This window comes from Pararhizobium sp. LjRoot238 (assembly GCF_964252955.1).
Lineage (GTDB): Bacteria > Pseudomonadota > Alphaproteobacteria > Rhizobiales > Rhizobiaceae > Pararhizobium.
In genome coordinates, this window is record NZ_CAXUPP020000002.1 from 308,551 (window position 1) to 321,360 (window position 12,810).

Annotated in this window: 17 protein-coding genes and 4 pseudogenes; 5 read left to right on the forward strand and 16 right to left on the reverse strand. The window is 60.3% G+C overall.

Annotated elements, in window-relative coordinates; genetic code table 11:
* The first annotated feature begins 29 nt into the window (after positions 1-29).
* Positions 30-347, forward strand: a complete 318-nt coding sequence (locus ACSQ3F_RS22590; protein WP_436102468.1) for a hypothetical protein — start codon at positions 30-32, stop codon at positions 345-347.
* A gap of 1 nt (position 348) precedes the next feature.
* Here the strand turns inward: ACSQ3F_RS22590 and ACSQ3F_RS22595 are convergent.
* Positions 349-801, reverse strand: a pseudogene (locus tag ACSQ3F_RS22595) (nucleotidyltransferase domain-containing protein); the annotation flags it as partial.
* Positions 802-1,221: 420 nt separating this feature from the next.
* On the reverse strand, positions 1,222-1,500 hold the full coding sequence (locus tag ACSQ3F_RS22600; RefSeq protein ID WP_436102469.1) for an SPW repeat protein: 279 nt from the start codon (positions 1,498-1,500) through the stop codon (positions 1,222-1,224).
* 112 nt (positions 1,501-1,612) lie between these two features.
* On the opposite strand from ACSQ3F_RS22600, the gene ACSQ3F_RS22605 reads away from it, so the two are divergent.
* Positions 1,613-1,789 carry a hypothetical protein gene (locus ACSQ3F_RS22605; RefSeq protein WP_436102470.1) on the forward strand — a complete coding sequence of 59 codons (177 nt, stop codon included), beginning with the start codon at positions 1,613-1,615 and terminating at the stop codon, positions 1,787-1,789.
* A 248-nt stretch (positions 1,790-2,037) separates the two neighbouring features.
* Positions 2,038-3,030, forward strand: a complete 993-nt coding sequence (locus ACSQ3F_RS22610; RefSeq protein WP_436102471.1) for a substrate-binding domain-containing protein — start codon at positions 2,038-2,040, stop codon at positions 3,028-3,030.
* Positions 3,031-3,174: 144 nt separating this feature from the next.
* On the opposite strand, the gene ACSQ3F_RS22615 is transcribed toward ACSQ3F_RS22610, so the two are convergent.
* The 12 genes and pseudogenes from ACSQ3F_RS22615 to ACSQ3F_RS22670 form a co-directional block, all read right to left on the reverse strand.
* Entirely contained in the window at positions 3,175-3,471 is a 297-nt protein-coding gene (locus ACSQ3F_RS22615; protein WP_436102472.1) for a helix-turn-helix domain-containing protein, read from the reverse strand.
* Between the two features lie 84 nt (positions 3,472-3,555).
* The gene (locus tag ACSQ3F_RS22620) at positions 3,556-3,906 is read right to left on the reverse strand and encodes a hypothetical protein (protein WP_436102473.1); all 351 of its coding nucleotides are present in this window, start codon (positions 3,904-3,906) and stop codon (positions 3,556-3,558) included.
* Positions 3,907-4,016: 110 nt separating this feature from the next.
* Positions 4,017-4,124: pseudogene (locus tag ACSQ3F_RS22625) on the reverse strand (IS6 family transposase); the annotation flags it as partial.
* 112 nt (positions 4,125-4,236) lie between these two features.
* Complete coding sequence (locus tag ACSQ3F_RS22630; protein ID WP_436102474.1) at positions 4,237-5,502, reverse strand: ABC transporter substrate-binding protein; 1,266 nt, start codon at positions 5,500-5,502, stop codon at positions 4,237-4,239.
* Between the two features lie 39 nt (positions 5,503-5,541).
* Positions 5,542-6,375 carry a carbohydrate ABC transporter permease gene (locus tag ACSQ3F_RS22635; RefSeq protein ID WP_436102475.1) on the reverse strand — a complete coding sequence of 278 codons (834 nt, stop codon included), beginning with the start codon at positions 6,373-6,375 and terminating at the stop codon, positions 5,542-5,544.
* Positions 6,372-7,286: a carbohydrate ABC transporter permease gene (locus ACSQ3F_RS22640; RefSeq protein ID WP_436102476.1), complete on the reverse strand. Its 915-nt coding sequence runs from the start codon at positions 7,284-7,286 to the stop codon at positions 6,372-6,374. The genes ACSQ3F_RS22635 and ACSQ3F_RS22640 overlap by 4 nt, the downstream gene beginning before the upstream one ends.
* Complete coding sequence (locus tag ACSQ3F_RS22645) at positions 7,279-8,442, reverse strand: ABC transporter ATP-binding protein (protein WP_436102477.1); 1,164 nt, start codon at positions 8,440-8,442, stop codon at positions 7,279-7,281. Before ACSQ3F_RS22645 ends, ACSQ3F_RS22640 begins: the two co-directional genes overlap by 8 nt.
* Positions 8,439-9,275 (reverse strand): metallophosphoesterase family protein, encoded by an 837-nt coding sequence (locus tag ACSQ3F_RS22650; RefSeq protein WP_436102478.1) that lies wholly within the window; start codon positions 9,273-9,275, stop codon positions 8,439-8,441. The genes ACSQ3F_RS22645 and ACSQ3F_RS22650 overlap by 4 nt, the downstream gene beginning before the upstream one ends.
* Positions 9,276-9,634: 359 nt before the next feature.
* The gene (locus tag ACSQ3F_RS22655; RefSeq protein WP_436102479.1) at positions 9,635-10,039 is read right to left on the reverse strand and encodes a type II toxin-antitoxin system VapC family toxin; all 405 of its coding nucleotides are present in this window, start codon (positions 10,037-10,039) and stop codon (positions 9,635-9,637) included.
* Complete coding sequence (locus tag ACSQ3F_RS22660) at positions 10,039-10,284, reverse strand: type II toxin-antitoxin system VapB family antitoxin (RefSeq protein WP_436102480.1); 246 nt, start codon at positions 10,282-10,284, stop codon at positions 10,039-10,041. The genes ACSQ3F_RS22655 and ACSQ3F_RS22660 overlap by 1 nt, the downstream gene beginning before the upstream one ends.
* Before the next feature lie 90 nt (positions 10,285-10,374).
* A complete protein-coding gene (locus ACSQ3F_RS22665; protein WP_436102831.1) occupies positions 10,375-10,641 on the reverse strand; it encodes a transposase in 267 nt (88 codons plus the stop codon).
* Between the two features lie 114 nt (positions 10,642-10,755).
* Positions 10,756-11,019, reverse strand: a pseudogene (locus ACSQ3F_RS22670) (type II toxin-antitoxin system VapC family toxin); the annotation flags it as partial.
* 103 nt (positions 11,020-11,122) lie between these two features.
* Between ACSQ3F_RS22670 and ACSQ3F_RS22675 the strand changes: the two are divergent.
* Together ACSQ3F_RS22675 and ACSQ3F_RS22680 are read left to right on the forward strand one after the other, a co-directional pair.
* Complete coding sequence (locus ACSQ3F_RS22675) at positions 11,123-11,425, forward strand: DUF1778 domain-containing protein (RefSeq protein WP_436102481.1); 303 nt, start codon at positions 11,123-11,125, stop codon at positions 11,423-11,425.
* Between the two features lie 3 nt (positions 11,426-11,428).
* Positions 11,429-11,959 carry a GNAT family N-acetyltransferase gene (locus tag ACSQ3F_RS22680; RefSeq protein WP_436102482.1) on the forward strand — a complete coding sequence of 177 codons (531 nt, stop codon included), beginning with the start codon at positions 11,429-11,431 and terminating at the stop codon, positions 11,957-11,959.
* A 55-nt stretch (positions 11,960-12,014) separates the two neighbouring features.
* On the opposite strand, the pseudogene ACSQ3F_RS22685 reads toward ACSQ3F_RS22680, so the two are convergent.
* Together ACSQ3F_RS22685 and ACSQ3F_RS22690 are read right to left on the reverse strand one after the other, a co-directional pair.
* Positions 12,015-12,313, reverse strand: a pseudogene (locus ACSQ3F_RS22685) (type II toxin-antitoxin system VapC family toxin); the annotation flags it as partial.
* Positions 12,313-12,567: a type II toxin-antitoxin system VapB family antitoxin gene (locus ACSQ3F_RS22690; RefSeq protein ID WP_436102483.1), complete on the reverse strand. Its 255-nt coding sequence runs from the start codon at positions 12,565-12,567 to the stop codon at positions 12,313-12,315. The gene ACSQ3F_RS22690 and the pseudogene ACSQ3F_RS22685, both read right to left, overlap by 1 nt.
* Positions 12,568-12,810: the final 243 nt, after the last annotated feature.

The following is a 12,810-nucleotide window of genomic DNA, read 5'->3' on the forward strand; positions in this document are numbered from 1 at the left end:
GGCAGCAAGTTTTCAATCGGGACGATGTCTTGGTCGCCGAGCGCATCGGTCAAAGCGGTGGCGGTGCTCAAGCGCCCTTCAACCATCAACCTGAAGTGCGCCTCCATGCTGGCATCTTCTGCTCCGATCGCGACGAAGCGGGCGAAATACTGTCGCCCGTAGTCGTTCCAATTGTCGAAATGCGGGAAAACGGCGAGAAGGGGCCGCGGAAGATCGGCGGCAAGAGCTATCGCCTGTGTGCGCGCGACAACGACGGTTACATGGCCTTGGGCAGGGATGATTTCGGGCATTGGGGATTGGACTCAGGAAAGGTTCGGCTCGACGCTACCGCTGCGACACGTCTGTGACAAGCATGGCTGGCTCCGCGAGCGGTTCCCCATCAAGCTCGTGCAGAATTATGCCTTCACGCCGAATGTCCGCGAAGAAATATTGCCCCTGAGTAAGCGCTTTGTTGACCTCGCGCAGGCCGTGGACGATCAGGCCAACCGGCGTTTTCACGCCCGGATCCCACATCAGGCGATCCTCGGCTTTGTCCCAATACTCCCGTTCAGCAAGTTTCCGGGTGTTGACGATAACAAGGATGTCGTAGTCCGAGCGATAGCCCTTCATCGTGTGCGGTTCGTCGACCCAATTGCCTCTGGCGTAGGATCCGAACAGGATGATTTTCAGGATGCGGCCGCGTTTCTTGAATGGTGACGTGGCGCCATTCAGCGCGTCTGCAAACTCTTCCTGAATGATCTCGACCACGCGGGCAAGCTCGCGCTGCTTCTTGTCGGGGAGGTGTTCAAGGCTCGACTTCATAGACAATCGATAGGCGAAAGGTCATGCGCCGTCTACTCGCACAAATGAGGGTTTTCGATCGAATTGGCCGGCTCGGGGAGCTCAGCAGACAGCGAGCGAATAGCCCGGCGATTTTGACGCCGCCCTACAGGCTCGAAATGCCGCCGAGATCTGAAGCTTGTGGTATGGCGACTTCGGTGGCTCGATCGTGCCATTAGGCAGGCGGCGCCGGTTCTTAAATGATCTGAAATCTATGAAGTTGGGTGTTAGTTATCGGCTCTAAGTGGTTGATTTATTGCAACGTCAGCAGGCTCGAAAAACACCAATTCATACTCACCCGAGACAGGAGCGTCATCCGTCGGGTTGCAGGCTTTGAATCGCAGTTCGCACCCGCCGCTCTCTATGCGGCGGGCCTTGTCGTGACAGCCCCGGCGTCCGGGCTTAGGCGTGGGCGTGATGGTGATCCCAGACCGCCCAGAGCGATACGACGGCGACGAGCAATCCAAGCACCACGTTGGTCCACATCACGTTCACGTTGGCCGCAAAGCCAAGCAGCCAAGGCGACGCGGCCAGCCAGAGACCGACCACCAGATTGACCCATTCTTCCCATTCGGCGAAGGCCGAAATTGCCGCGACCGCCAGCGCGCCGAGCACGATCCCGACGATCCACGCGTTCCAGGTTGGAACCGGTTCGGCGGCAAAGCCGATCATCTCACGCAATAAATCTGCATCCGCGCTCTTCTCAACAAGCGCGCGTTCATCATGTCATTGGTCATCGGTGGTCTTTCCGTCAGGTTGGTCTTCGACAACCCGACCCTATCGGAAAACACTGATGGCCGCCCGCAAAGCCAACCACCCGCTACAGCGCTATGAAAAGCGCGCGGCGGCTTTGCTACCTCCTGCCACCTACACCACCTGCCGGGACGCGATCGCTTTTGCGGGATGTCGTAATTCTCTCACGATAGGCCGGTGCGCACAAATCAAAGATTTGGAATGGGTGAGCTATTGACGGTACTTCAATGCAGGGATGGCGGCGTTGGAGCCCTGTTTCGGGAAGCGGACCTGTCACCCTAAACGAACGTGAGAGTTCCCCCGGCTTTGCCGGCTTTGCCGGGGGATATTTACGCTTCAGGACGTATTCGTCGAGATGGTAGCAGCATGAGCGGCTGGGCCTAGTTGCGCCTTCCACCGGGTTCATCGTAGGTAATGGCCTTTCGGCGCCCTTTCTTTGGCAGCCTACAACAGTGGACCCCTGTCATGACGACCCTCCAGCAGGTTGCCTTCCGCGCTGGCTGTTCGCTTGCAACAGCCTCGCGGGTCTTGAACGGGACCGGGCCGGTCAGTGACGAGATGGTCCGGAAAGTCCGGCGCGCTGCGGCCGAGGTCGGTTATCGTCCGGCGGCAGCGCCATCGGGTTCCTCACGGCGCCGGCCGGTCATCGGCGTCCTCATTCCCAGCGTCACCAACCCTGTATTTGCCGCCTCTTTGAGCAGCATTCAGAACCGCATGCTGGTTGCCGGCCACGGCGTCTTGATCGCCCAGTCGGACTATGATCCGGCGCGCGAGGCGGATGCGGTCGCTTCCCTGCTCAACCAGCAGCCGACCGGGCTGATCCTCACCGTCTGCGATGCTCACCGCAGCAAGGCGCTGTCGGCGGACCTGCCGCCAACGGTTTTGCTCGGCAATCCCACAACCGCGCGCTTTCCCGCAGCCGTGTGTGCCGACAACCGCCAGGCTGGCCGCGATATCACCGAATATCTCCTGTCCTGCGGCCATAGGCGCATCCTGTTCGTCTCCGGTTATTTCACGGCTTCCGACCGCGCAAGGCTGCGCTATGTCGGATATTGTGATGCGATGGAAGCAGCGCGCATGGCCGTGCTCGAAGCCACGCAGATCCCTTTCGTCGACGGGTTCGAAACGCTCGACCTGTCGGCGACCCTTTCGCGTTTTGCGCCGTCGGCTATCATCGCGTCGAACGACCTTCTGGCGCTTGGCGTCATCGCAGCCGTCAGGCGTCACGGCCTGTCGGTTCCGGACGATATCTCGGTCACTGGTTTTGATGGCATCGCAATCGGCAGGCTCACCTATCCGGCACTGACGACGGTGGAGATTCCGGATGCGACGATGGGCGCCGCTGCAGCATCGCTTCTGCTCGACATGGCCGAAAATGCCGCTGCGCCACGGCATCTGCAGGTGGCGCACCGGTTGCGTCCCGGTGGCACGGTGCGCGACATCCGGAAAGATACCTGACAAGCGCCCCGGAGGCGTGCGGGGAACGTAATGCGTATGCAGGCCAGCGGTCTTGAGCATGGGTTGGGAGGAGAGTGTGAGAGGAGGGCATGGGGCTCCTCTCAGTCCACGCGTGGGCGGACCAAGCGTGGATTCAACGCGCCGTCACGCGGCCGACAAAGCGCGCTCGATCGCTTCCGGTTCCTTGTCAATGACCAGCAAGAGTATCCGGGAGGGTGTATCCATATTGGAACGTCCTTGCTCCCAATCGCGGACGCGGCCGATTGAAAAACCATAACGTGCCGCAAAGGCCTCCTGAGAAAGGCCCAATTTCTCGCGGATCGCGCGAACATTGACGCTTGTCGGCACATGAACCTGATACGTGCTCTCGTCTGCCTCACCTTTGGCGAGAGCGAGCGCTTCTCTAGCCCCTTGCAGAATTCTCGAACCTGCCTTGCTCATGTTCCACGTCTCCCAAATTGCTTCACGTTTTGCTTGACACTCTTCCTCCAAACACGAGGAAGGTCGGTCAAAATCTTGCGAAGTTCATTGCACTCGGCCTTCGACAGGTTGCCTGCGTATTTTGCCGTAAATATCCAGCAGGAAAACCGGGATATCGTCGGCGGCATAGTGATAACACGAAAGCCACCACTCTTGCCTTTGCCGGGGCTCGCGACCCTGACCTTTCGCGCGCCGCCCGTCCCCGGCATAATGTCCAACGGACGGATTGTTCGCAATGAATGCGACGATCTCCTGCCGCTCCTCGTCAGCGACACCTTCATCCTTCGCGGATGCCAGAAAAGCGCGAGTTTCGACAACCGTTTGCACGAAGGGAATATACGGAATTTCCGTAGGTGGCGCAAGAGAAAAGTACGGAATTTCCGCAGTCAAGCCCACCGACCGCTCACCTCCAAGCTTCCGACCGGCTTGGCTGTCCGCTCGCTAATTGATCTCTGGCAGCATGGTTCGCGAGACAACCGGCGGGGTGCGCTGGTGGAAGAACCCCTCTCGACCAATCGCAAGCCCAGCGGAAAACGGAAATACAGCCAGACCGCACGAGCGATGATCTATGTTGGAAAACGGTGGCGTGTATAGCTGACTGAAGACGCGATCATGCCTGCCGACCACCGCCGATACGCTAAGCGATAGATAACGTGGCATCGCCCAAACACCCAAAGCAAAACGGCCGCCTCGGAGAGAGGCGACCGTGTCTCGTCTCAAGTCTGTTTAGCTGCGCGGCAAAAGGTCTTCGACGTCGGCAGCTGCGTCGTCTAGTGCTTCCTGCGGCGTTACAGACTGTTCGACCACACGCGACAGGTTCTCGACGATGGTCTGGGTGACCTTGACGCCGTTGCTGCCCGGGAAGGCATACCAGGGCTTCATGAGTGGCATCTGCTCGAGGCCGGCACGAAACAGCGGGTTCTCCTTGTAGAAGGTGCCGAGATAGTCCGGCGAAGCGGCAGCCAGTTCATTGTTCGGAACATAGCCAGTGCCGGGAACCACGACCGAGGCGCCATAGGGGCCGGCGGCGAATTTGGCGAACTTCCAGGCCGCATCCTGTTTTTCGGCGTCGTGCGTCAGGATGACGACGGCGTTACCGCCGGTCGGCAACTTGCCATTGACCGGATCGATCAGCGGAATATGGGCCGTGCGAAGATCGAACTTGGTACCGACATTCTTGATCGTGTTGCGCAGCGCGCCGGTCGTCTGGAAGGCGAAGCCGATCTTGCCGGCAACGAAGGCCTGCTCGCCGGCCTGCTTGGTCAAAACCGGAAGACCGCCTTCCTTGACCATGCGGTCCAGCACTTCAACGGCCTTCTGGCCTTCAGGACCATTAAAGGTCACTTTGGTCTCGTCTTCGTTGAGCATGGTGCCGCCCGCGCCGAACAAGAGCGCGGAGAACATCCAGTCGTCGCCCTGCCACCGGAAATCGATGCCTTCATTGCCGTCGCCGAGCGCCTTGATCTTGCCCCCAAGCGCGATCACTTCATCCCAGGTCTTCGGCGGAACGTCCGGATTGCCGCCTGCAGCACGCACCAGATCTGCGTTGTAATACATGATCGGATTGGACGTGGCAAAGGCGAGGCCCACCTGCTTACCCTTGACCTGGGCGAGCTTCAGGATGTTTTCGGAAAAGCCCTGAGCAGCCATGTCGGCTTCCTTGGCGACAAGTGGGCCGAGATCAACAGGGATATCGCGTTCGTTCAGCATGCGCAGGCGGTTGAGGCCGATGAAGGTGACGTCGGGCATTTCGGCCGTGCCGGCCTGACGCATGATCGTCTGGATGCCTTCTTCATAGGTCGCCGACGGATTGGCGAACTGGATCCTGATATCCGGATTTTCTTCCATGAACTTCTTCGAGATCGTGTCCATCACGTCCTTGAAGAAGCCGGGCATGGGGTAGTGGACCGTCAGGGTCGTTTCGGCATGTGCCGGGATCGACATGGCGATCGACACAGCGGCGGCGGCGAGGGCTTGGCTGATACGCTTCATGGCATGGTCTCCTTGAGTTGCGGCTTGAGTTGCGACCGGTCAGCCTTTGAGACCGGTCATGGTGATGCCCTCGACGAAGCGTTTCTGCGCGAGCAGGAAAGCAATCACGAGGGGAAGAGTGATGATGAGCGTGGCGGCCATCAGCGCGCCGTAGTCGTCGCCAGCCTCGGCCGCCCGGAAGAACAACAGGCCGAGAGGAGGCGTCGCGTAAGACTGGTTGGTGACGACGATCAGCGGCCAGAACAGGTCGTTCCAATGCGCGACCACCGAGAAGATGGCGAAAGCGGTGACCGCCGGCCAGGCATTGGGCACGATCACCCGTGCGACGATGCCGGCCTCCGACATGCCGTCGAGACGGGCGGCATGGATCAGGTCGTCCGGCATGGCACGGAAGAACTGCAGAAACAGGAAAATGCCGAACACCGAGATCGAGAATGGCGCAACCAGCGCGGTATAGCTGTTGAGCAGCGACAGGTTGTCTAATGCGACGTAGAGCGGCAGGGCGGTCGCATGGATCGGCACCAGCAGGCCGAGCATCACCAGCGTCATCAGGATCCGCGCGGCTCCAAATTTCAGTTTGGCCATGGCATAGGCGCAGGGCACGGCCACGACCACCTGCAGCACCAGGATCAGCCCACAGACGATGACCCCGTTCAACAGCAGGTTCGGCATCGATACCCGCATCAGGGCCTTTGTGAAATTGGCCACATAGGCCGAATGCTGCGGGATCAGCGACAGCGACGCGGAGAAAATTTCGCTTTGGTCCTTGCCGGCGGTCGAGATCATGAAAATGTAGGGCGCGAGGAACATCAGGGCGCCGAGCGACAGCAGAAATAGCCGGAACAAACGTCCGAGTGTCAGGGCCTGGGTCATGTGTAATGCACCTGCCGGTCGAGGAAGCGATACTGAAGGATCATCAGGACGACGAGGATGGCGAGAAACACGACGGTCATTGCCGAGGCGTAGCCGACCCTCAGGTAAACGAAGCCTTCCTGGTAGATGGTGAAGAGCAGCATTTCCGAGGCCTTGTTCGGTCCGCCTTCGGTGAGGGTCTTGACCGTCTCGAACACCTTGACCGAGTTGATGACGCTGATCGTGCCGACGAAGAGCGTGGTCGGCCCGAGCATCGGCCAGGTCACCAGCCGAAAGCGGTCGATGGCGGATTTTGCCCCGTCGACTTCGGCTGCCGCATACAATTCGCGTGGAATGGCAGTCAGACCGGCCAGGAATAGGACCATGTTGAAGCCGACCGATTGCCAGATGCCGATGATCGAAAGCCCGTAGACGACCGTGCTTGAGGCGCCCAGCCAGTTCGGGCCGGGTATGCCGAACAGTGCGAGGAAGGTATTGAGCGGGCCGATGCTCGGATGGAAGATGTATTGCCAGACCGTCGCCATGGCGACGAGCAGTGAGGCGACGGGCAGAAAGTAGACCGTTCGGAAGACGTCACGGCCGCGTGGTTCCAACTCGATCAGCAACGCGATGCCAAGGCCAAGCAGGATCGACACCGGCGTCACGATCGCCGTGTAGACGGCTGTGTTCCACAACGAACGGCGAAAGGTCCGGTCGCTGATCAGGTCGGCGTAATTTTCCAAGCCGACGAAGCGGAAGCTGCCGTAGCCAAGTTCGAAATCGGTAAAGCCGAGGGCGACCACGGCGATGGTTGGAAGCACGATGAACAGCAGCATCAGCACGATGGCAGGTGCAGCAAGCAGCCAGGCGATCTGCGCCTCGCGCCGCCCTGCCGTCTCGACAGCAGAAACCTGGAGGGCGATATCAGCCATGGGCGGCCTCCCGCACGGCGGCCGAAACTGGCGCGGACGGAAGGCGATGGCCGTCCTCGGCAAAGAGCATGATGCGCGAAGGATCCATGTTAAGACCGATCGCCTGGCCGGCAACAAGGCCGCGCGCTTCGGCGGGAGAGACCTTGGCAAGGACCGTCTCGCCGATGGCGGCGAGCCTGGCAAGGACGATGACTTCGGAGCCGAGGAACTCCAGGCGCTCGACCCGGGCTGCGAGTGTGCCTTGGCCTTCGGCACGGAGCTGCACGAATTCGGGGCGAATGCCAAGGGTGACGTTCGCCGCGCCACCAAGGGGCGCAGATGACGAGAGACGCAACGCGCCGAATTGAACGATGCCATGGGCGTCTTTCTTGCCCGGCAGCAGATTGATGCGTGGCTGGCCGATGAAGCGCGCGACCTCTACATGGCTCGGATCATCGTAGATGACCTGGGGGGTGGCCAGCTGCAGCAGATTGCCACCGATCATCACCGCCACCCGGTCGGCCATGGACAGGGCCTCGGACTGATCGTGGGTGACATAGAGCGTCGGCACGCCGGCGCGGCGATGCAGCTCGACGATCTCGCCGCGGGCGTGGACGCGCAGGTTGGCGTCGAGGTTGGAGAGCGGTTCGTCCATGAGGAAGACGCTCGGATTGCGCACCATCGCGCGGGCAAGCGCAACGCGCTGACGCTGGCCGCCCGACATCTGGCCTGGCTTGCGATCGAGCAGGTGGTCGATCTTCAGCGACGCGGCGATGGCTGCGACCTGCTTCTGGATATCAGCGCAAATCTGGCGCTGGCCTGGCAGCAAAGCGCCAATGAAGGGCAGCCGCTGCACCCCGGTCAGCTTGCGCATGGCAAGCGGCACGGCGATGTTCTGTCCGGCGCTCAGGTGCGGGTAGAGCGCGTAGGATTGAAACACCATGGCGATGTTGCGATCGGCAGCTCTCAGCTGCGACACTTCGCGATCCGCGATCCGGATTTCGCCGCCATCGGCATGATCAAGCCCGGCGACGATGCGCAGCAACGTGCTCTTGCCGCAGCCGGACGGACCGACAAGGGCGATGAACTCACCAGCTTCGGCCTCCAGCGATACGCCCTTCAAAATAGCGTGTCCGGCAAAGGATTTCCGAATGTCACGCAGCGAAAAGACACTCATTGCGCCGCCTCCGCCACCTGCTTGGAAACGGAACGTGGATAGACCTCGTGGATCACCTCGTCGATGAAATACGGGGTGAGCTCAGGCAAGGCGACGATCTCGCTCGAAACATCCTCACCGAGCGTATGGATGACGGCGCCGACCACCCGTTCGCCCGGCATTTCCCGCTCCAGCGTATCGATGATGAAGGCCGACGAGGGCCCCCAGACGAGAGAGGTGTTTTCGAATGCGCCTGTCCAGGCCCAATGCAGATGGCCGCTCGCAAAAAGCGCCACATCATGTGCAGCGAACAGGTCGTAGAGGCGCCGGCGTGGTGCCGGACGGATGCTCCAGTAGCCCGTATCGCCTTCATGCGGCTCATCGACGAAAAGCGGCTTGTGGGTGAAGATCGCCACCCGCCGGCCGTCGCGAGCCGACAGAATGTCCGCAAGCCAGGCAAACTGGGCCTCTTCCTCGGCATCGTCCTGGCCGAACAGCAGGCTGTTCAGCCCGATCAGTCGCCAGTTATGGTGATCCGACACCCAATAGTCGGGCCCGGCCAAGCGGCGCCAGCGTTCCAGCCTTGCGGCATCCACCGGTTGGTCGGAGCCCGGCAGATGGCCGACATCGTGGTTCCCCGGCACGATCAGCATCGGGATCGGAAGCTGACGCATCAGCTCCATCGAGAAGGCGATATCGTCTTCCTGGTCGGCGCCATCAATCGTGAGATCGCCGGTATGAACGACAAGATCTGCATCCGTCCGGGTGATCCAGGCAGCAAGCGGTTCCCAGTTGCCGTTGAAATGCGCCTTGTTGGGGCTCAGATGAGTATCGGTGATCTGAATGATCTTCATGGTGCGTTCTCTCCGCATCGGCTTCTGCAGCGGCGCCACAGAGTGACCCGGCGCATTCGCAGCCTCTGTAGAGGTCGCAGATGTCAGGCGATTGACCGGTGTTTTCAGATGATTTTCAGGTTTGTCACAGAGCCGTCAGAATAGGCGGTGTGCCCGGGGCGGCCGCGATCAGGCCTTGAGCGCCGGCGGGGGTGATGGCTGTTCGGATATCATACGCAAGAGCGGTCAGGACTCGCATCGGCCGTTCATCAGTCGCCGTATAGCGCGCTGATACATCCACCGTGATGGCGTCGAGTGGATGCTCCCGCTTTCACGGCACACGTCAAGCGGAGTGACATGGACTCCGCTCACAACGGCGCTCAAGGTACCGTTTCGAGATCCGTTGCGGAAAATTCGTCATGGGTCGCGAGGATGGGGACCCGGTAATATTTCGCGCAGGCGTAATGGAGACAATCGCCGAGATTAAGGCCGTGTCGGCCTTGCCGGTAGTTATTGGCGGCGCTGAGGGCGAGCTTAGTCGCACGCTTGGCGGGCGGCAGGTCCCGAAGCTCGATGCCTCGGGCCTCCAGAAACTCCATGACGATCTCCTCGACGGCGGCCACAGAAATCCCAAACTTGTCGGGTCGGGCTAGACCGAGGCAGGTCTCTAGGATGGCGACGGGCGAGGTAAACCTTTTCGTCGCCAGAGAAATGGCATTGGAAACCCTTTCGGCTTCCGACTCTTCCGACAGGACCGCGATCAAGGCGCAGGCATCGATAAACATCAGTCGCGTTCCCACATTTCATCGAACGCCTCTTTGGGAAGTGGTTTTTTGTTATCCGCGGACAAGTTGACGCCATGTTTCGCGCGCAGCCGGGCGGCGGTCTGAAGGGGCGTCTCTGCACTCAAACGGCGCTCGATCGCTTCCCGCATGGCGATCACGATGGCGTCCGTGATGCTGACGTTTTCGAGCCTCGCAAACTTGCGGGTAAGGGTGTCCGCCTGCTCGTTGGTGACATTGATGGGCATGGCATCGTCTCCATGTAGAAAATGGCATTGTAGATAACGCAATCTACATAATCAAGGTGAGCCGGTCGTTGTTCGTCGCGCTTACGCTCTTTATCGAGGAACTTGCGGAAGCACCGCCTCCGCCCAGCTGCTGATGCCAAAGCAGCGGCCAAGTTCGGGTTGAGAGCGAGCGCGCGATCGATGTAGGCGGCACTGACATCGAGGTCGCCGCTTACATGGCTGAGGACGTATCCACCGAAGGAGCGCGCAATCGCATCGTCCGAGCCAGGCAGCAAAGTTGCGACCGCATCGGAATTCCTGCATGGACGGCGCGAAAGCTGTGATCGCCATTGCGCAGACTGGTCCAATGCCCTGCATTTTCGGCAGCCTGCGCACCACATTTCTCTCCCGTGCCTCGGCAGCGATGCGACGGTCAATTCAAGGCGGTCCGATGTTGTTCATTGCGCCGCTAGCGGAGGGGTTTCCGCGATGTCAGGCCACCTCGATGTCGGTGCGGGAAAAATCCTCGCCCTTGAAAAGAAGCGGTTCGCCGCGAGTGGCGGCCAGCGCATAGGAAAAGCAATCGCCGTAATTCAGGCCCGCAGGATGCCGTCCCTTGCCGAATTTCCGCCGCGCTACGTAAGCCTGCCCGACATCGACCGGGGTGATCTCGACGCCGGCCTTGTGCAGCCACAGGTCGAGCTCTGCAGCGCCGGATTGTCCCAGACGGGCTTCGATCACCGTCGTTAGTTCGATCAAGGGGCGCCGCGAGGGGCACCATTTCCTCCCGCCGGCCGTTCCAAAGATAAACCTTGAAAAACCCGGCCATTGGCCGTACCTTTCTGGAAGGAGAACGGTTTTGTCAACACCTGCTTTGAACACATCCCGTGGTCGAGTCCGTGGTGAGCGTCTGGAAACGCGCGTCACTGCTGACCAGAAGAGCCTTATAGAACACGCCGCCGCGCTTCAGGGCCGGACGGTGACGGATTTTGTGCTGACCAGCGTGCAGGAAGCAGCTCGCCGTGCCATCGAGGAACATCAGCGCCTCGACCTGTCTGTCCGCGACAGCCAGGCGTTCGTGGATGCTCTGATCAATCCGCAGCCGGTCAATGACCGCCTGCGCGATACGGTGCAGCGGTATCGTCGGGCCACCGGCGTCTGACGGGTGGGAGAGCTTGCTGAGGGGGCATTGCGGATTGAGGTTCTCGGCCCGCAGCATGATCGTGCATCATTCGAGAGTGGCGTGGAGCCGCTTGATCGATATTTCAGAGTGCAGGCGGGACAGGACGCGCGCAAGAACATGGCAGCACCTTTCGTGCTGGTGCTGGCGGATGGTTTCGTCGCGGGATATTACACGCTGTCATCGACGGCGGTGAATGTGGGCGAATGGCCCGCCCAGATTGTCCGCAAGCTACCACGCTACCCGCTTATTCCGGCGACACTACTTGGGCGGTTGGCCGTTGATCGGCGTCAAGAGGGGCGGGGCTATGGCCGCTATCTTCTGGCCGACGCCCTGTTCCGAGCGGTCAGCAGCGAGATCGCCTCCTTCGCGGTCATCGTCGATGCCAAGGATGAGAATGCGCGTCGCTTCTATGAACGTGAGAGCTTCTTGCCATTTCCCGACCGGCCGATGAAGCTGTTTCAACCAATGGCCGATATTGCAGACCTGTTCAAATCATATGCCGTGGAAAGGTAGTGCAAGTCTGAACTTGAAGCCATGGCGAAGACGTTCGATGCGAGCGGCCAGTACCGCAATCGCCGTAATTCAGACCGGCAGGATGCCGCCCCTTGCCGAATTTCCGCCAGGCTCGCCGCGCCACATAGGCCTGCTCTACATCGACCGGCGTGATCTCGACACCGGCCCTATGCAGCCACAGATCGAGCTCATCGGCGCCGCTTCTCCCAGACGGGTTTCAATCACCATCGTCAGTGCGAGCAAGGATGCCGCGGACATGAGTCTCAGCGGTGCGTCCACGATCTTCCGTTCCAGCGCTTCGGCATCCGGCTCGTTGAGAGCGATCGCAACGATAGCCGATGAATCGATCACCATTAGTTGGGGGATCCGTTTTCGTCATAGCCGAGAATTTCTTCTGCCGAACGATTGTCCAGCACTGGCAGGGCGGCCCAGCGCCTGCGGCTTGCCGCCAGTTCTGCCAGCAGCACTTCTTTTCCCGCCTGATTTCCCAGGCGACGGAGACGATCTTCCGGTGCCCGCCGTGTTGCCAATGTGATTGTTTCGCCCGTTCGATCAGCCAATGCTTTGGCGAGGCGTTCAGTTTCCGGATCTTTTATGCTAAGTGCCATAAAATGGTTCCTTGGTACCTATATGGCGCAATTCTACCTACCGAAAAGGGCTTGGCAAGGGTTTGTCGGCGTTTCACGCAGGCCGCTTCGACGCAGTGGGGTTTGCAAAGGTAAGGCTTTCGACCTTCACGCCAAAGCCCATGAACCGTGCTGGGGGGCGAGGCGGCCAGCGCTCCGAACACAAGCCCAAAGTGGTCAATCTTCTGCGACGCCGTTTCCTTACCCCAGACACCGTTGCGCTGG

Bases quoted from the DNA above. Each gene is read 5' to 3' on its own strand.
- ACSQ3F_RS22605 (WP_436102470.1), top strand. From the start codon at position 1,613: ATGGCCGCCCGCAAAGCCAACCACCCGCTACAGCGCTATGAAAAGCGC.
- ACSQ3F_RS22610 (WP_436102471.1), top strand. From the start codon at position 2,038: ATGACGACCCTCCAGCAGGTTGCCTTCCGCGCTGGCTGTTCGCTTGCA.
- ACSQ3F_RS22615 (WP_436102472.1), bottom strand. From the start codon at position 3,471: ATGAGCAAGGCAGGTTCGAGAATTCTGCAAGGGGCTAGAGAAGCGCTC.
- ACSQ3F_RS22630 (WP_436102474.1), bottom strand. From the start codon at position 5,502: ATGAAGCGTATCAGCCAAGCCCTCGCCGCCGCCGCTGTGTCGATCGCC.
- ACSQ3F_RS22635 (WP_436102475.1), bottom strand. From the start codon at position 6,375: ATGACCCAGGCCCTGACACTCGGACGTTTGTTCCGGCTATTTCTGCTG.
- ACSQ3F_RS22640 (WP_436102476.1), bottom strand. From the start codon at position 7,286: ATGGCTGATATCGCCCTCCAGGTTTCTGCTGTCGAGACGGCAGGGCGG.
- ACSQ3F_RS22645 (WP_436102477.1), bottom strand. From the start codon at position 8,442: ATGAGTGTCTTTTCGCTGCGTGACATTCGGAAATCCTTTGCCGGACAC.
- ACSQ3F_RS22650 (WP_436102478.1), bottom strand. From the start codon at position 9,275: ATGAAGATCATTCAGATCACCGATACTCATCTGAGCCCCAACAAGGCG.
- ACSQ3F_RS22655 (WP_436102479.1), bottom strand. From the start codon at position 10,039: ATGTTTATCGATGCCTGCGCCTTGATCGCGGTCCTGTCGGAAGAGTCG.
- ACSQ3F_RS22660 (WP_436102480.1), bottom strand. From the start codon at position 10,284: ATGCCCATCAATGTCACCAACGAGCAGGCGGACACCCTTACCCGCAAG.
- ACSQ3F_RS22665 (WP_436102831.1), bottom strand. From the start codon at position 10,641: ATGCAGGGCATTGGACCAGTCTGCGCAATGGCGATCACAGCTTTCGCG.
- ACSQ3F_RS22690 (WP_436102483.1), bottom strand. From the start codon at position 12,567: ATGGCACTTAGCATAAAAGATCCGGAAACTGAACGCCTCGCCAAAGCA.